The organism is Pseudomonas vanderleydeniana (assembly GCF_014268755.2).
GTDB lineage: Bacteria > Pseudomonadota > Gammaproteobacteria > Pseudomonadales > Pseudomonadaceae > Aquipseudomonas > Aquipseudomonas vanderleydeniana.
Genome location: NZ_CP077093.1, coordinates 5,504,385 through 5,519,904, shown reverse-complemented (window position 1 = coordinate 5,519,904; position 15,520 = coordinate 5,504,385). Strand labels below are relative to the sequence as shown.

The 15,520-nt window shown below is 62.6% G+C and carries 14 protein-coding genes and 4 tRNA genes; 10 read left to right on the top strand and 8 right to left on the bottom strand.

Going from position 1 to position 15,520, the window contains the following annotated elements:
* Positions 1 to 8: 8 nt before the first annotated feature.
* Entirely contained in the window at positions 9 to 1,481 is a 1,473-nt protein-coding gene (dacB, locus tag HU752_RS24695) for a D-alanyl-D-alanine carboxypeptidase/D-alanyl-D-alanine endopeptidase (protein ID WP_186682464.1), read from the bottom strand.
* Between the two features lie 231 nt (positions 1,482 to 1,712).
* Between dacB and HU752_RS24690 the strand changes: the two genes are divergently transcribed.
* A complete protein-coding gene (locus HU752_RS24690; RefSeq protein WP_186682466.1) occupies positions 1,713 to 2,057 on the top strand; it encodes a YggL family protein in 345 nt (114 codons plus the stop codon).
* Between the two features lie 139 nt (positions 2,058 to 2,196).
* Here HU752_RS24690 and HU752_RS24685 read toward each other — a convergent pair whose 3' ends face one another.
* A complete protein-coding gene (locus HU752_RS24685; RefSeq protein WP_186682468.1) occupies positions 2,197 to 2,961 on the bottom strand; it encodes a hypothetical protein in 765 nt (254 codons plus the stop codon).
* Positions 2,962 to 3,310: 349 nt separating this feature from the next.
* On the opposite strand from HU752_RS24685, the gene HU752_RS24680 reads away from it, so the two are divergent.
* The 4 genes from HU752_RS24680 to HU752_RS24665 all read left to right on the top strand — a co-directional run bounded on the left by HU752_RS24680 (position 3,311) and on the right by HU752_RS24665 (position 3,723).
* A tRNA-Glu gene (locus HU752_RS24680) sits at positions 3,311 to 3,386 on the top strand.
* A 2-nt stretch (positions 3,387 to 3,388) separates the two neighbouring features.
* Positions 3,389 to 3,464, top strand: a tRNA-Gly gene (locus HU752_RS24675).
* A 104-nt stretch (positions 3,465 to 3,568) separates the two neighbouring features.
* A tRNA-Glu gene (locus HU752_RS24670) sits at positions 3,569 to 3,644 on the top strand.
* A 3-nt stretch (positions 3,645 to 3,647) separates the two neighbouring features.
* Positions 3,648 to 3,723 (top strand) — tRNA-Gly (locus tag HU752_RS24665).
* A 237-nt stretch (positions 3,724 to 3,960) separates the two neighbouring features.
* On the opposite strand, the gene HU752_RS24660 is transcribed toward HU752_RS24665, so the two are convergent.
* The 3 genes from HU752_RS24660 to HU752_RS24650 form a co-directional block, all read right to left on the bottom strand.
* Complete coding sequence (locus tag HU752_RS24660) at positions 3,961 to 5,697, bottom strand: dipeptidase (RefSeq protein ID WP_186681568.1); 1,737 nt, start codon at positions 5,695 to 5,697, stop codon at positions 3,961 to 3,963.
* A gap of 161 nt (positions 5,698 to 5,858) precedes the next feature.
* Positions 5,859 to 6,500: a LysE family translocator gene (locus tag HU752_RS24655; protein ID WP_186681566.1), complete on the bottom strand. Its 642-nt coding sequence runs from the start codon at positions 6,498 to 6,500 to the stop codon at positions 5,859 to 5,861.
* A gap of 27 nt (positions 6,501 to 6,527) precedes the next feature.
* A complete protein-coding gene (locus HU752_RS24650) occupies positions 6,528 to 7,154 on the bottom strand; it encodes an alanyl-tRNA editing protein (RefSeq protein WP_186681564.1) in 627 nt (208 codons plus the stop codon).
* 91 nt (positions 7,155 to 7,245) lie between these two features.
* Between HU752_RS24650 and HU752_RS24645 the strand changes: the two genes are divergently transcribed.
* Positions 7,246 to 8,196 (top strand): LysR family transcriptional regulator, encoded by a 951-nt coding sequence (locus HU752_RS24645; protein ID WP_186681562.1) that lies wholly within the window; start codon positions 7,246 to 7,248, stop codon positions 8,194 to 8,196.
* Between the two features lie 102 nt (positions 8,197 to 8,298).
* On the opposite strand, the gene HU752_RS24640 is transcribed toward HU752_RS24645, so the two are convergent.
* Both HU752_RS24640 and HU752_RS24635 read right to left on the bottom strand, forming a co-directional pair.
* Positions 8,299 to 8,706: a PA2817 family protein gene (locus HU752_RS24640; RefSeq protein WP_017905788.1), complete on the bottom strand. Its 408-nt coding sequence runs from the start codon at positions 8,704 to 8,706 to the stop codon at positions 8,299 to 8,301.
* A 116-nt stretch (positions 8,707 to 8,822) separates the two neighbouring features.
* Positions 8,823 to 11,270 (bottom strand): acyl-CoA dehydrogenase, encoded by a 2,448-nt coding sequence (locus HU752_RS24635; RefSeq protein ID WP_186681560.1) that lies wholly within the window; start codon positions 11,268 to 11,270, stop codon positions 8,823 to 8,825.
* 227 nt (positions 11,271 to 11,497) lie between these two features.
* On the opposite strand from HU752_RS24635, the gene HU752_RS24630 reads away from it, so the two are divergent.
* The 4 genes from HU752_RS24630 to HU752_RS24615 all read left to right on the top strand — a co-directional run bounded on the left by HU752_RS24630 (position 11,498) and on the right by HU752_RS24615 (position 14,713).
* A complete protein-coding gene (locus HU752_RS24630; RefSeq protein WP_186681558.1) occupies positions 11,498 to 12,157 on the top strand; it encodes a transglutaminase-like domain-containing protein in 660 nt (219 codons plus the stop codon).
* Positions 12,158 to 12,200: 43 nt separating this feature from the next.
* On the top strand, positions 12,201 to 12,824 hold the full coding sequence (locus HU752_RS24625; protein ID WP_186681556.1) for a glutathione S-transferase: 624 nt from the start codon (positions 12,201 to 12,203) through the stop codon (positions 12,822 to 12,824).
* Positions 12,825 to 13,004: 180 nt separating this feature from the next.
* Positions 13,005 to 13,937 (top strand): ABC transporter ATP-binding protein, encoded by a 933-nt coding sequence (locus HU752_RS24620; protein WP_186681554.1) that lies wholly within the window; start codon positions 13,005 to 13,007, stop codon positions 13,935 to 13,937.
* Positions 13,934 to 14,713 carry an ABC transporter permease gene (locus HU752_RS24615; protein ID WP_186681552.1) on the top strand — a complete coding sequence of 260 codons (780 nt, stop codon included), beginning with the start codon at positions 13,934 to 13,936 and terminating at the stop codon, positions 14,711 to 14,713. The genes HU752_RS24620 and HU752_RS24615 overlap by 4 nt, the downstream gene beginning before the upstream one ends.
* A gap of 150 nt (positions 14,714 to 14,863) precedes the next feature.
* On the opposite strand, the gene HU752_RS24610 is transcribed toward HU752_RS24615, so the two are convergent.
* Positions 14,864 to 15,385: a DUF2062 domain-containing protein gene (locus HU752_RS24610; protein WP_186681550.1), complete on the bottom strand. Its 522-nt coding sequence runs from the start codon at positions 15,383 to 15,385 to the stop codon at positions 14,864 to 14,866.
* Between the last annotated feature and the right edge of the window lie 135 nt (positions 15,386 to 15,520).

The window sequence follows — 15,520 nt, the reverse complement described above, 5'->3', positions numbered from 1 at the left end:
CTGGTGGATCAGTCGTCGGCGCGGGCCGGTCGTGGCTGGCGATACAGGTCGAGCAGTACCTGGTCCAGTACCGCCGAGGCGCCCCAGGGCTTCGGATCGTTGAGAATCGCTACCACGGCCCAGGTCGTGCCGTTGCTGTCACGGCTGAAGCCGGCAATCGCCCGTACGGTGTTCAGGGTGCCGGTCTTGATATGCGCCTCGCCCGACATCGCCGTGTGCTTCAGGCGCTTGCGCATGGTGCCGTCCATGCCGGCGATCGGCAGTGAGCTGATGAACTCCGCGGCGTAGGGGCTTTTCCAGGCCGCCTGCAGCATGCTTGCCATTTCCCGCGCGCTGACCCGCTCGGCGCGGGACAGGCCGGAACCGTTTTCCATCACCAGGTGCGGGGCGGTGATGCCTTTCTGTGCCAGCCACTGGCGGATGACCCGTTGGGCGGCCTTGGCATCGTCGCCGTCGGCATCGTTGCGGAACTTCGCACCGAGGCTGAGGAACAGTTGCTGGGCCATGGTGTTGTTACTGTATTTGTTGATGTCGCGGATGATTTCCGCCAGGTCGGGCGAGAAGGCCCGGGCCAGGACCTTGGCGTCCTTGGGGACGGTGCCCTGGCGATCCTTGCCCTGGATGCTGCCACCCAGTTCCTGCCAGATGGCGCGTACGGCACCGGCGGTATAGGTCGGGTGATCGAGCAGCGACAGGTAGGTCTGCGAGCTGCAGCCCTCGGCCAACTGGCCGCTGACGGTGACAGTAGTCGTGCCGTCGGCCTGGGCTACCGGGTTGTAGCGCACGTCGCCACTGCACTGCTTGGCGTTGATCACCTTGACCTGGTTATCGATATGGATGCTGGCGATCGGCGGCTCGACCGATACCAGCACCTTGCCCGAGTCGTTGCGGGCGACGAAGCGCAACGCCTTGAGGTTGACCAGCAGGGCGTCGGGCTTGACCAGAAACGGCCGGTTTTCGTCATTGCCGTCGTCGTCGAACTCTGGTGTCTGCTGGGGCGGCACGAAGAAGCCGCGGTCGAGCACCAGGTCGCCGGTCACCTGGGTCACGCCGTTGGCGCGCAGGTCACGCATCAGCAGCCACAGCTTCTCCATGTTCAGCTTGGGGTCGCCGCCGCCCTTGAGGTACAGGTTGCCGTTGAGGATGCCGTCGCTCAGGGTGCCATCGGTGTAGAACTCGGTTTTCCACTGGTGGTTGGGGCCGAGCATCTCCAGGGCGGAGTAGGTGGTGATCAGCTTCATGGTCGAGGCCGGGTTCACCGACACGTCGGCATTGAAGACCGTCGGTGTGCCGGGGCCGTCGAGCGGCAGCATGACCAGCGACAGGGCTTCGTCCTGCAGCTTGTTGGCCTTGATCGCCTGTTGGACTTTGGGGGAGAGGCTGGTGTTGACGGGGGCGCCGTAGGTGGTGGCTGTATAGAGAGAGAGTGCGGCAGGGAGGAGCAGGCCGGCGAGTGCCAATGGGCGCAAAGATCTGATCATATGAAGTAAAGCCCTACAGCCGAGGGGAAAAATACGAGGGCATGGATGAAAAGGCCCTCAACGGTCATGAAAGTGACGGCATTATGCATCAGTAGGGTGTTCGTGGGGGCCAGCCGGCCCTGGCGACAACAGGATTTTTCCTGGCGTTTGGTCGGTGTCGTGCACGGATTCGGGCAATTGCGCCCTTAAACTGCTAAAGTGCCGCCCGTTATTACTTTTGAGGATTGTTTCATGGCGACCAACCGTTCCCGGCGTCTGCGCAAAAAACTGTGCGTTGATGAGTTTCAAGAGCTGGGTTTCGAGCTGAACCTGGATTTCAAAGAAGACCTGAGCGAACAGGCTATCGATGCTTTCCTCGACGCTTTCCTGAAGGAAGCCATGGAAGCCAACGGTCTGGGCTATGTCGGTGGCGATGACTTCGGTCTGGTCTGCCTGATCAAGCGTGGCTCGGTCTCCGAAGAGCAGCGCGCTGCCGTTGAAGCCTGGCTCAAGGGCCGCAGCGAACTGACCTCGGTCGAAGTCAGCCCGCTGTTGGACGTCTGGTACCCGGAAAAGCCGATCAATCCGGCTGCCTGATGCCATTCGGGCCTGTGCCCGGGTATAAAAAAGGACACGCCTGGCGTGTCCTTTTTTTTGTGCCTGCTTTCCATGAGCCAGGCCCTGCGCAGGAGCCGGCTCGCTGCGGCGGCGTCGCGACGATCCGCCGAAGGCGGGCTCAGTCGTAGATGGCCTTCTTCTTCCAGTCTGCCTCGACTTCCTTGAGGCCCTGGGTCAACTCGTTCACATCATCCTCAGCCGGTTGGGACGTCGCCAGTACCATCGCGTTGGCCCGCGCCAGCAGTTTTTCCATCAATTGCAGTTGTTCGGCATACATCGCCGGTTCCTGCTGCTTGCGCAGGTACTGCGCACCACGCTCGAAGGCCAGGCGGGCCTGCCCCGGCTGTTCCTGTTGCAATGCCTGTTGGCCGAGGTTGTTGAAGAACTCGATATGCAGCAGCACCAGGATATGGCGAACCTCGCGAATCCACTGCTTGGCCTCATTGGCCGGCAGGAAACCTTCCTGGGCGGCACGAGTGATCTGGGTGTGCATCGCTTCAAGCAGGAAACGCACGTCCTTGGCCTTGGCCTCGGTCTGGATGGGGGCCTGTGGATTGTTGATCGCGATCGACTCGCCCTGGGCGATCAGGCCATTGAGTTCCTGGATTCGCGTCTTGAGGCGATCGTTGCCCTTTTCCATATTAAGCAGGCGCTGGGTGACGTTGAGTTCCAGGCGCGTGAGCAGCAGCTTGAGGCCAGGGCTCATGAACTGGCCGGGGAAGGTTTCGGTGAGTTCGCCGCAGCGACGCAGGCGATCACTGAGCTCGACCTTGAGGCGTGCCTTTTCCAGCTTGCTGTTCTCAGCCATATGGTTGAGGAAGCCGATGCCGATCAGGAGAAAGATCCCGGCTGCGACCAGCAGGGTGATCATAAGTGGTGTCACCGTTAAGACCTCTTCAAGGTGTAGTGCAAATTCAGTGTAGTGGCTTGGCGTGGTTGCCGATAGCGCTGAATGACGTGCTGCACGGCTGCAGAGCGCTTCTTCTATAGATGTATTCCACATTGCCACTATTTAGGCTGGCGAACTATAGCGTCTTGTCGAGTGCCAGAATACAGGCGTCAAACCCGGGACGCGAGAGCGCCCTCGAAAGGCCTGCAAAGCGGGGCGAAGTCATTGATTTAAATAAATTTATCTTTGGGGGTTGACGACTCTGCGAACCATCCATAGAATGCGCGCCACTTGCAGCGTAAAGCACACAGCGAAACGCGGCAGGGAGTGAATGTTGTAGCGTGTCCCCTTCGTCTAGTGGCCTAGGACACCGCCCTTTCACGGCGGTAACAGGGGTTCGAGTCCCCTAGGGGACGCCAATGCGGGAATAGCTCAGTTGGTAGAGCACGACCTTGCCAAGGTCGGGGTCGCGAGTTCGAGTCTCGTTTCCCGCTCCAATTTTAAACGGTCTTGCCTTCGGGCAGAGTCGAGTGAAACCAGGAACAGGTCTTCGGACGTGGTTCTGGACACCGTAACACACACCATGTGTTCCGGGTAGCGTGTCCCCTTCGTCTAGTGGCCTAGGACACCGCCCTTTCACGGCGGTAACAGGGGTTCGAGTCCCCTAGGGGACGCCATTTGCGGGAATAGCTCAGTTGGTAGAGCACGACCTTGCCAAGGTCGGGGTCGCGAGTTCGAGTCTCGTTTCCCGCTCCAAATTAAACGAAAACGCCGCTCAGCAATGAGCGGCGTTTTTGTTCGTGCGTGTTGTTCATATCTTCGGCGGCGAGTGCATGCCTTTGGCCTTCCGGCGTCAGCGGGAAGCGGGTTGCTGACAGGCACTGGTTGGCTGATAGGCGTCGTATTCACCGATCAGGTCTTGAGTTCTCGGGTCTGTGCGGCACCGGACTGCATGAAGCCAGGACCCGCCGTTGCGGCGGGTCCGGAATACCATCAAAGCTTCGGCAATTGCCCGATGCGCCCCATCATCTCCGTGACGATCTGCAGGTCCAGCTGGAACTGCTCAACGGTCTTGAACTCGTTATCGGTGTGCCCGGTGTACTTGACCTCCGGTCGAGCCAGTCCGAATTGCACGCCGTTGGGTAGCTCGTGGACCGAAGTGGCGCCGGCGGAGGTGCCGAACTTGTGCGGCATGCCGAGGTTTTCGCTGGCGACCGCGAGCAGTGCCTTGACCCACTCACCCTCGGGGTTGCGGTACATCGGTTCGGCGATCTTGTAGTCGAAATTCACGGCGACATGGCTCTTCTTGCTCCAGGCATCGAGCTTGTCGGCGATTTCGGCCTTGAGCACCTCCGGGGTCTTGCCCTTCGGCACCCGCAGGTTCACCGCCAGCTTGAAGTCCTTGTCATCCTGGCCGACATAGGTCAGCGAGGTGGTCAGCGGGCCCATGAACTCATCGGCAAAACCGACCCCCAGCTTTTTGCCCAGGTAATCCAACCCCCAGTTGTCGGCGGCGTAGCGGGCTGCATCGGTGATGTGGTTGTGCTTGAGCGCGACCTGGCCGTCCAGGCTGTTGATGAAGTCGAGCATTCGCGCCACCGGGTTGACCCCTGACTCGGGTTCGGAGGAGTGGGCGGAAACACCGGTCACGGTCAGCGTGACGTCCTTGCCGGAGAACTTGGCGTTTACCTCGAAGTTGCCGCCATGCTGTTTGATGTAGTCGGCACCCGCTTTTTGCAGGCTGGCGGCCAGCTCGGCAGGTTTGTCGGTGACCAGGGTGGCGACCGACGCCGATGGAATCTGGTTGGTCGCCAGGCCGCCGGTGAGCGAGGTGATCTCGGCGCCCTGGCCCTCTGCCGTGCGCCGGGCAAAGCGGGCCATGATGGTGCCGTAGCCTTTTTCGGCGATCACCACCGGGTAGCCGCCATCCAGCGCCAGGTTGTACTCGGGGGTCGGGTTGCGTTCGAAGTAGTAGGGGATGGCATCGCCGGTGGTTTCTTCGGTGGTGTCCACCAGCAACTTGAAATTCCGCGCCAGTGGCAGTTTCTCTTCCTTGATGATCTTCATCGCATAGAGCGCCACCACGATACCGTTCTTGTCATCCTCGGTACCGCGACCGTACATGCGGTCGCCGATCAGGGTGACCTTGAAGGGATCGAGGTGGGTGCCGTCCTTGAGCACCCAGTTTTGCGGGGTCACCGGTACCACGTCGGCATGGGCATGGATGCCGACGACTTCCTTGCCGCTGCCGCCGAGGGAAATTTCGTAGACGCGGTTGTCGATGTTGCGGAAGTCCAGGTTGAAGGCCTGGGCCAGGCTCCGGATCTTGTCGGCGATCCGCACGAATTCCGGGTTCTCGTGCTGTTCCACGCCGTCGACACGGAAGGTCGGGATTTCCACCAGTTCTCGCAGGGTTTCGGTGGCAGCCTTGCCGTACTTCACTCGCGCGTACAGGCCGAGCAGGCGATGGATTTCGTTCTGCTGTGGTGTGGACAGTTGCCTGTTGCCCAGGAAGGCACTGATGGCCGGCTCCAGTTTGGCGCTCTTTGCCAGCTCGCTCTTGCCCAGGCTGCCGAGGAACTGTCGGAAGTCCTTGACCGAGGTGCCGCTGAAGGCCTTGAGGATCGCCTCGTTCTGCTGTGCGCTGATGTTGGCGAAGGCGGGGGCGGCGAGCGCCGAAAGGCTGGCCAGCAGGGTTGCGCAGGCCAGTTGCTTGAGTGCGAAGTTCATTGCGAGGGGCATTCCTTTGCAAACGGAGTGTGGGAAATATCTGATCGATAGGACAAAAACCTGTTCAAGCTAACATCTTGAACAGGTGGTACGGGAGTGCCGCTTCGTTGATTTTTCGCACAACGGTCGTGCAAATCTGTTGCCTGCCAAGGCGGGCGGGACTAGAGGGAAAGCACCAGTCGCCCGGCAAACAGGATCAGCACGACCCCCATGCTGCGCTCGAACCAGTGGCCCATCTTCAGGAAGGCCTGGCGCACCCGCTCGCTGGAAAACAGCAGGCTGACCAGGATGAACCACAACGCATTGACGGCACACATCCACAAGCCATAAAGCGCCTGGATTTGCAGGGGGGTGGAGGCACTGACCACCGTGGTGAAGATCGCCAGGAAGAACAGTGTGGCCTTGGGGTTGGTGGCGTTGGTCAGGAAGCCTGTCGAGAAGGCTTTCAGCAGACCCTGGCGCGGAGCCTCGTCTGCCGCTTGGGTGTCGAGAGCTGCCCGGGCTGCCTGTGGTTTGCTCCTGAGCAGGTTGATGCCCAGGTAGAGGATGTAGCCGGCGCCGATGACCTTGGCGACATGCAGCAGCCAGGGGGCGCTGTTCATCAGGGCGCCGACGCCGAGCAGGGTGTACAGCACATGCACCGAGATGCCCGCGCCAATGCCGAGCGCGGTGAGCAATCCGACCAGCCGGCCGAAGCGCACGCTCTGGCGGATGGTGACGGCGAAGTCCGGGCCCGGGGCGACCACGGCGAGAAAGTGGATGGTCGCCAGGGCGATGAATTCATGAAGGTATTGGGAATGCATGAGGGGTTCCAGGATATCGACAAAGGCTCAGATCACTCGGTAGGCGACCGACAGCACGCCTTTCTTCTCGGTTACCGAAAGCACCTCGACCAGCCCGATCACAGCGGTCGAAACGACATGGGTACCGCCGCAGGGATAGCTCGGCAGGTCACCGAAACCGACGCTGCGCTGTTCGCCCTCGAGTAGCAGGTGACGAGGCAGGTCGCCGGCGATCCAGCCGGCCAGCGCGGCCTCCACGTCCTGGGCGGTAAAGGCCTGCGCCGACTCGCCACGGCAGAAGGACACGCGGCTTTCACCCGGCCAGTGGTGGGCTTTCTGCGGTTTCCAGCCCTGGCTTTCGCCATAGTGGCCGATCAGGTGGCCAGCGGAATGCAGGCGCGCATGCAGCGCCCGTCGTTCGCTATCGACGCTGGCCTGGGCGGTTCCGACCGGCACGGCACTGTCCAGGTAATGCACGATTCGTCCCGGCTCCTGCAGCACGCGCAGCACCCGGGCGGTTCCGATGGTGCCGGTGTCGAACGGCTGACCGCCGCCCTGGGGGTGAAAGGGGGTGGCCTCGAGGATGACCGCGAACTGTTCGGCGCAGGCTTCGCAGCTCAGTACTTCGACCTCGGCGGTCAGCGCGTCATCATGGAAAAACAGGCGGTGCGTCATGGTTCGGATCTCGCTGGGTTTTGTCGGTGACCAGTATAAAAATGGCCACGGCGTGTGATAATCCGATCAAATCTCAATGGACCTGTGCGTCATGAGCATAAATCCACCCCTGGCCCTGTTGGGCGAAATGGCGATTTTCGTCAAGGTGGTCGAGACCGGCAGTTTCTCCGAGGCGGCCCGCCAGCTCGGGGCTTCGCCGTCGGCGGTCAGTCGCTCGATTTCCCGCCTGGAGAAGGCCCTGGCGACCCGCCTGCTGCAACGCACCACGCGCAAGCTGCGCCTGAGCGACAGCGGCGAAGAGGCCTTCAGGCGTTGCCGGGAGATGGTCAATGCGGCCCGTTCGGTGATGGAGATCAGCGGCCAGTACACCGATGAGGCGCAAGGCTTGGTGCGGGTCAGCGTGCCCAAGGCGGTAGGACGTTTCGTGGTGCACCCGCACATGCCGGCGTTCCTGCGGCGTTATCCACAGGTCGACGTGCAGATGATTCTCGAGGACCGTCCTGTCGATCTGATCGAGGACAATGTCGACCTGATCCTGCGCATCACCGACCACCCGCCCGTCGGCCTGGTGGGGCGCCAATTGATGCCGATCGAACATCTGCTGTGTGCGACCCCGCAGTACCTGGCCGAGCACGGGACACCCCAGCATCCCCATGACCTGCTGGAGCACAGTTGCATCTATCTGGGGGATACGCCCAATGACTCGCGCTGGAAGTTCAGGCGCGCTGGCAAGTCGGTGACGGTCGGGGTGCGCGGACGTTATGCGGCCAACCACACGGGGGTGCGGCTGGATGCGGTGTTGCAGCATATCGGGATTGGCAGCCTGCCGTACTTCACGGCGAAACATGCCTTGGAGCAGGGGCTGATCGTGCAGGTGCTGCCGGCCTGGACGTTCCTGGCCTCCTACCACGGTGGCCTTTGGTTGCTGTATCCGCCGACGCCTTATCTGTCGCCGAAGCTGCGGGTGTTTATCGACTACCTGGTGGAGTGCCTGGCGCGCGAGCCCACCCTCAAGTCAGCCCAGGCTTCGGTATCACCGTGATCCAGGGGACACCACGCGTCTTCTTGTAGGAGCCGGCGGTGCGGCGTCCAGCTACGGGGCGTAATTGGACGGCCTTGAGCGCCGGAAGGGAAAACCGGGAAATCAGTGCTTGCTGTCCTGGTCCGACAGGGCCAGCAGCTGCTTTTCCTGGTTCCAGTCGAACGGTTCGTCGTTCTGTTCGGCTTCGTAGCGACGCTCCTCCAGGGCCTGGTACAGGTCCAGTTCCTCGTCGGGCATGTAGTGCAGGCAGTCACCGCCAAAGAACCACAGCAGGTCGCGCGGGACCAGGTGGGCGATCTGCGGGTAGCGCTGGATCACCTGGCATAGCAGGTCCTGGCCCAGGTACTGGCTTTCGATCGGGTCGACCGGCAGTTGGGCGCGCAACTCGTCGAAGCGCTCCAGGAACAACGCATGGCTCTCCTCGGGCACCTGTTCGGCTTCGCCGACGGCGACCAGGATGCTGCGCAGGTGGTCGAGCAGGACCAGATGATCGGCAAGTACGTTGGACATGGCAGGGGCCTCAAGAATAAAACAGGCGCAGGAGTATAAAGCTCCGCGCGCCTGTTGTCCCGTCGGGCTCGGTCGGGCGACGGGCGGGACGTCGCCTGGCCCTTGCAATGCCGAGGCTAGCGGACCTTGCCGGCGGTCGGGTGCAGTTCCTCCTTGCTGAAATCATCCACGTCGATCACCTTGCGCCGCGCTGCCTCGGCCTGGCGCACGGTTTCGGCCTCGCGTGGCTGCAGGACCCCGGCCTCCAGGCCGGCGTCGATCAACGACTCTCCAGGGGCGGGGGCGAACTGGCCGTTCCTGAGCGCGATGTGCAGCTTTTTCCGCGGTTCATGGCTCGCCTCCAGCAGATCATGGGCATGCTGCAGCGCGCCGACCGGATCGTCCGCCGCTTGCGGGCGATAGCAGCCGGCAAGGATTGCCTCCAGGGCCGGGTCGCCCTTGGCTCGACCGAGTACGGCGGCGACTTCGGCATCGAGGGCGTCCGACGGTCCGGTATGCCTGCGACCGAACGGGAACACGATAACCCGCAACAGGCAGCCGAGCACCCGGCTGGGGAAGTTGCGCAGCAGTTCGTCCAGCGCCCGCTCGGCATGGCCCAGGCTTTCTTCCAGGGCCCAGGCGAGCAGCGGGTCGAGCGATTGCGGCGAGTCCAGGTCGTGATAACGCTTGAGCGCCGCCGAGCCCAGGTACAGGTGGCTGAGCACATCGCCCAGGCGTGCCGACAGCCGCTCGCGGCGTTTCAGTTCGCCGCCGAGCAGCATCATGCTCAGGTCGGCCAGCAGGGCGAAGGCCGCTGCCTGGCGGTTCAGTGCGCGGAAATATTTCTGGCTCAGGCGGTTGCCCGGCGCGGCCTCGAAATGTCCGAGCCCGAGGTTCAGCAGCAGGGTGCTGCCGGCATTGCCCACGGCAAAGCCGATATGCCGCAGCAACAGGCCGTCGAACTCCTTAAGTGCCTGGTCGTGGTCCTCGCGGGCGGCCAGGGCCATTTCCTTGAGCACGAACGGATGGCAGCGAATCGCGCCCTGGCCGAAGATCATCAGGTTGCGCGAGAGGATGTTCGCGCCCTCCACGGTGATGAAGATCGGTGCGCCTTGCCAGTTGCGCCCCAGGTAGTTGTTGGGGCCCATGATGATGCCCTTGCCGCCGTGCACGTCCATGGCGTGGCCGATGCATTCGCGGCCGCGTTCGGTCAGGTGGTACTTGAGGATCGCCGACAGCACCGAGGGCTTTTCGCCCAGGTCCACGGCATTGGCGGTGAGCATACGTGCGCTGTCCATCAGCCAGGCATTGCCGCCGATTCGTGCCAGCGCTTCCTGGATGCCCTCGAAGGCCGACAGCGGCACGTTGAACTGCTCGCGAACCTGCGCGTACTGGCCGGTCACCAGGCTGGTGAACTTGGCCGCGCCGGTACCGACGGCCGGCAGCGAGATCGAACGGCCGACCGACAGGCAGTTCATCAGCATCATCCAGCCCTTGCCGAGCATGTCCCGGCCGCCGATGAGGTAGTCCAGCGGGATGAATACGTCCTTGCCCGAGTTGGGGCCGTTCATGAAGGCGGCGCCCAATGGCAGGTGGCGGCGGCCGATCTCGACACCGGGAGTATCGGTGGGAATCAGTGCCAGGCTGATGCCCAGGTCTTCCTGGTCACCGAGCAGATGGTCCGGGTCGTGGGCCTTGAAGGCCAGGCCGAGCAGGGTCGCGACCGGGCCGAGGGTGATGTAGCGCTTTTCCCAGTTCAGGCGCAGGCCGAGAACTTCCTCACCGTTCCAGTCGCCCTTGCAGACGACCCCGGTGTCCGGCATCGCGCCGGCATCGGAACCCGCCAGGGGCCCGGTCAGGGCGAAGCAGGGGATGTCGTCGCCACGGGCCAGGCGTGGCAGGTAATGGTCGCGCTGGGCTTCGGTGCCGTAATGCAGTAGCAACTCGGCCGGGCCCAGGGAGTTGGGTACCATGACGGTAGAGGCCAGGTCGCCGCTGCGGGTCGCCAGCTTCATCGCCACCTGGGAGTGGGCGTAGGCCGAAAAGCCCTTGCCGCCGTATTCCTTGGGGATGATCAGGGCAAAGAAACCGTGTTCCTTGATGTGGGCCCAGGCGGCGGGCGGCAGGTCCAGGTCCTGGCCGATCTGCCAGTCGCTGACCATGGCGCAGAGTTCTTCGGTCGGGCCGTCGATGAAGGCCTGTTCCTCCTCGGTCAATTGCGCCTTGGGGTACGCCAGCAGCTTGTTCCAGTCCGGACGGCCGCTGAACAGTTCACCGTCCCACCAGACGGTGCCGGCGTCGATGGCATCGCGTTCGGTCGCGGACATCGGCGGCAGGACCTTGCGGAACCAGGCAAACAGCGGTGCAGTGAACAACCGGCGGCGCAGGTCCGGCAGCAACAGCGGCACGGCGATCGCCGCGAGGAGCAGCCAGAGCACCAGCATCAGGCCGCCAGGGGCATGGCCGAAGGCCCCCATCGCCAGGAGATACAGCGCCACGGCGCCAAGGGCGGGTAGGGCGGCGATGCGTCGGTGCGCCAGGTAGGCGACGCCGAGCAGCAGGACCAGTATCCACAACAGCAGCATATTCCATCCTCCGTGAGACAGGGCAAAAACACTTCAGAGCTTAGCCGGCATCTGGCAAGCCGGATGCCGAGGCGGTGTATCCAGGTCTGTGGGCGCGCGCGGCCGGGTGGCTATCGCCAGGGGCTGCCCGCAGGAAAGGCGTAGTTGGTCTGGCAGTTGGCCGAATCGTCGTGCCCGACGCAGGGGGCCCAAGGCTAGACTCGAGGCTTCCCAAGGAGACTGCTCTCATGCATGAGTATCTGAATCCAGGACGCTTCATCGATAGTGACCACCCGGCGGTGGTGGAGTTCGCCGAGAGTCGGCGCGGTGCCAGCCGCGATCCCAGGGAACAGGCCATCAGCCTGTATTACGCCGTGCGTGACGAGATCCGTTACAACATCTACGCCTTCAATCGCAATCCGCAGACCCTGTGCGGCAGCCACGCCCTGGCGCTGGGGCAGAGCTATTGCGTGCCCAAGGCGACGCTGCTCGCTGCCTGTGCTCGGCATTGCGCGATACCGGCGCGGATCGGCCTGGCGGATGTGCGCAATCACCTGTCGACCCCGCGAGTGCTGGAGTTGCTCAAGAGCGAAGTGTTCGCCATGCACGGTTATACCGAGCTGTATCTGGACGGGCGTTGGGTCAAGGCCACGCCGGCTTTCGATCGCGGCCTGTGCGAAGCCTTCGGGGTGATTGCGCTGGAGTTCGATGGGCAGGCCGACAGCGTGTTTCATCCCTATACCCGGGATGGCCAGCGGCACATGGAGTACCTGCGCGACCATGGGCAGTTCGCCGATGTGCCGGAATCGTTGTTCTTCGGACACCTTGCCGAGTGTTATCCGCACCTGTTCCTCCCCGACGTGCTGCCCCTGCGTGGTGACATGCGCAACGATTTGAGTCGTGGCTGATCGGGCGTAGACTGCGTCGGCATTTATCCTGAGAGAGGCCGTCATGCTGAAGATCTGGGGTCGCAAGAATTCGTCGAATGTCAGAAAGGCGCTGTGGATTGCCGAGGAACTGGGGCTCTCCTACGAGTCCATCGATGCCGGTGGTGCCTTCGGGGTCGTGAACACGCCGCAGTACCGAGAGAAGAATCCCAACGGCCTGGTCCCGATGATCGAGGATGGCGACTTCGTCCTGTGGGAATCCAACACCATCGTCCGCTATCTGGGGGGCAAGCATGCGCCGGGCTCCGCCTGGTCGCCGAGCGACCTGCAGGCCCGGGCCCGTGCCGAGAAATGGATGGACTGGACCACGTCGTCGTTCGCCGCACCGTTTCGCGTGGTGTTCTGGGGCGTGCTGCGCACACCGGCCGAGCAACAGGACTGGACGGCCATCCATGCCGGCTTGAAAACCTGTGGCGAGTTGCTGGGCATGGCCGAGCGGACGCTGGCTGAACAACCCTACCTGTCCGGTCAGGAAATCGGCATGGGCGACATTCCCCTGGGCAGCTTCATCTACGCCTGGTTCGAAATGCCCATCGAGCGACCAGCGCTGCCCCATCTGAGTGCCTGGTACGAGCGCCTGAAACAGCGGCCGGCCTACCAGCGTGCGGTGATGACCGCGTTGACCTGATAAATACTATTAACGCAGGTTGCTGTACTTGTGCGGCGTAGCCAAGCAACATAGTTGCAGGCGCGCCGCTATTGCCTTTGGCCCGGCGTGCCCCCATGTGGGGCTATGGAAGGCCGGCCATGTGCCTGGTTTTCGCGCAGTTTCCAGACCTTTTCCTTCCTTCTTGGTGCATCGTCCGATATGAGTTCCGCTCTGTCCATCCGGCAGCTAACCAAAACCTACGGCAACGGTTTCCAGGCCCTGAGTGGTATCGATCTGGATGTCGCCGAAGGTGACTTCTTCGCCTTGCTCGGCCCCAATGGGGCCGGCAAGTCCACCACCATCGGCATTCTCTCGACCCTGGTGAACAAGACCAGCGGCACGGTGAATGTCTTCGGCCACGACCTGGACCGGCAACCCGCCGCACTCAAGCGCAGCATCGGCGTGGTGCCGCAGGAGTTCAACTTCAACCAGTTCGAGAAGACCTTCGACATCGTCGTGACCCAGGCCGGCTATTACGGCATCCCGGCGAAAGTCGCCAAGGAGCGCGCCGAGCAGTACCTGACCCAGCTGGGCCTGTGGGACAAGCGCGACGTGCCGTCACGCTCGTTGTCCGGCGGCATGAAGCGTCGGTTGATGATCGCCCGGGCGCTGGTGCATGAGCCGCGCCTGCTGATCCTCGACGAGCCGACCGCCGGGGTGGACATCGAACTGCGTCGCTCGATGTGGACCTTTCTCACCGAGCTGAACGAGAAGGGCATCACCATCATCCTCACCACCCATTACCTGGAAGAGGCCGAGCAGCTGTGCCGCAACATCGGCATCATCGACCACGGCACCATCGTCCAGAACACCAGCATGCGGCAGTTGCTCAGCCAACTGCATGTCGAGACCTTCCTGCTCGACCTCAAGCATGCGCAAACGGTCGCGCCGAACCTGATCGGCTATCCGAGCAAGCTGCTCGACAGCAACACCCTGGAAGTGCAGGTGGACAAGTCCGTGGGCATCACGGCGCTGTTCGGCCAGTTGGCCACGCAGCAGATCGAAGTCCTCAGCCTGCGTAACAAAACCAATCGCCTCGAGGAGCTGTTCGTGTCCCTGGTGGAAAAGAATCTGTCGAAGGTGGCGGTATGAGTTCGGAGCTGCAAGCCAACCTGGTCGCCCTCAACACCATCGTCTACCGGGAAATCCGGCGCTTCATGCGGATCTGGCCGCAGACCCTGCTGCCGCCAGCCATCACCATGGTCCTGTACTTCGTGATCTTCGGGAACCTGATCGGTCGGCAGATCGGTGACATGGGTGGTTTCACCTACATGGAGTACATCGTGCCGGGCCTGATCATGATGTCGGTGATCACCAACTCCTACGGCAACGTGGTCTCGAGCTTCTTCGGCAGCAAGTTCCAGCGTTCGATCGAGGAGCTGATGGTCTCGCCGGTGTCGCCGCATACCATCCTGGTTGGCTACACCCTGGGTGGCGTGCTGCGCGGCCTGATGGTGGGGATCATCGTGACCCTGCTGTCGCTGTTCTTCACCCACCTGCAGGTCCATCACCTGGGCGTGACCCTGCTGGTGGTGGTGCTGACGGCGACGATCTTCTCGCTGCTGGGGTTCATCAACGCCGTGTTCGCGCGCAACTTCGACGATATCTCGATCATCCCGACGTTCGTGCTGACGCCGCTGACCTACCTGGGCGGGGTGTTCTACTCGATCACGCTGCTGCCACCGTTCTGGCAGACCGTCTCGCTGGCCAACCCGGTGCTGCATATGGTCAACGCCTTCCGCTACGGCATTCTCGGCGTATCGGATATCCGTATCAGCGTGGCGATCGCCTTCATGCTGTTGGCGACCTTGGTGCTGTATTTCGGTTGTGCACGACTGCTGGTCAGCGGGCGCGGCATGCGCCAGTAAGCCCAGGCGACCCTGGCATGCCTGGCGGGCCGGGGCGCCCCGAATTCGTTGATACAGCGCAACCTTGTAGGAGCGTGGCTTGCCCGCGAAGCTCTTGGCGTCCTCAAGGAACTCTTCGCGGGCAAGCCACGCTCCTACAGGGGGCGGTATTCATTTGGTGTGGCGCTGTTCCCGGCGCCGCTGCCACTGCCGGGCCACCCACCAGCGCCAATAGCCCATGGTCAGGCAGTAACCCAGGGCCGCCATCACCAGTCCCAACAGCACCGAGCCCAGCAGGAACGGCTGCCACAGCGTGGACAGCTGGTCGCTGATCCAGGCCCAGGTCAGTTCGTCCGGCAGGCTGCGTGACGGCACGTTCATGACCCAGGCCCCCAGCTTGTAGGTGCAGTAGAAGATCGGCGGCATGGTCAGCGGATTGGTCAGCCATACCAGGCTGACGGCAATCGGCATGTTGCCGCGCAGCAGGATTGCCAGGCACGCCGCCAGCAGCATCTGCAACGGGATCGGCATCAGCGCGGCGAACAGGCCGATCGCCATGGCGCGTGATACCGAATGGCGATTGAGGTGCCAGAGGTTCGGATCGTGGAGCAGCCTGCCGAAAAATCGTAAGTGCTTGTGTTCCCGGATGCTCTGCGGATCGGGCATGTAGCGTTTGAATAGGCGACGCGGCATGGGGCTTCTCGGTCGGTTCAAGCAGGCAGTATGCCCGGATTTTACTGACGACCCATTCAGACATTGTGACAATTAATAAAGCACTCGCTGGCCAATCGGGCTATTCCGAGAACTGAACCCGTTCACGGAGAGTGA

Excerpts from the sequence above, each read along its gene's own strand:
- dacB (WP_186682464.1), bottom strand. The coding sequence starts at position 1,481 with ATGATCAGATCTTTGCGCCCATTGGCACTCGCCGGCCTGCTCCTCCCT.
- HU752_RS24690 (WP_186682466.1), top strand. The coding sequence starts at position 1,713 with ATGGCGACCAACCGTTCCCGGCGTCTGCGCAAAAAACTGTGCGTTGAT.
- HU752_RS24660 (WP_186681568.1), bottom strand. The coding sequence starts at position 5,697 with ATGAACTTCGCACTCAAGCAACTGGCCTGCGCAACCCTGCTGGCCAGC.
- HU752_RS24655 (WP_186681566.1), bottom strand. The coding sequence starts at position 6,500 with ATGCATTCCCAATACCTTCATGAATTCATCGCCCTGGCGACCATCCAC.
- HU752_RS24650 (WP_186681564.1), bottom strand. The coding sequence starts at position 7,154 with ATGACGCACCGCCTGTTTTTCCATGATGACGCGCTGACCGCCGAGGTC.
- HU752_RS24645 (WP_186681562.1), top strand. The coding sequence starts at position 7,246 with ATGAGCATAAATCCACCCCTGGCCCTGTTGGGCGAAATGGCGATTTTC.
- HU752_RS24640 (WP_017905788.1), bottom strand. The coding sequence starts at position 8,706 with ATGTCCAACGTACTTGCCGATCATCTGGTCCTGCTCGACCACCTGCGC.
- HU752_RS24635 (WP_186681560.1), bottom strand. The coding sequence starts at position 11,270 with ATGCTGCTGTTGTGGATACTGGTCCTGCTGCTCGGCGTCGCCTACCTG.
- HU752_RS24630 (WP_186681558.1), top strand. The coding sequence starts at position 11,498 with ATGCATGAGTATCTGAATCCAGGACGCTTCATCGATAGTGACCACCCG.
- HU752_RS24625 (WP_186681556.1), top strand. The coding sequence starts at position 12,201 with ATGCTGAAGATCTGGGGTCGCAAGAATTCGTCGAATGTCAGAAAGGCG.
- HU752_RS24620 (WP_186681554.1), top strand. The coding sequence starts at position 13,005 with ATGAGTTCCGCTCTGTCCATCCGGCAGCTAACCAAAACCTACGGCAAC.
- HU752_RS24615 (WP_186681552.1), top strand. The coding sequence starts at position 13,934 with ATGAGTTCGGAGCTGCAAGCCAACCTGGTCGCCCTCAACACCATCGTC.
- HU752_RS24610 (WP_186681550.1), bottom strand. The coding sequence starts at position 15,385 with ATGCCGCGTCGCCTATTCAAACGCTACATGCCCGATCCGCAGAGCATC.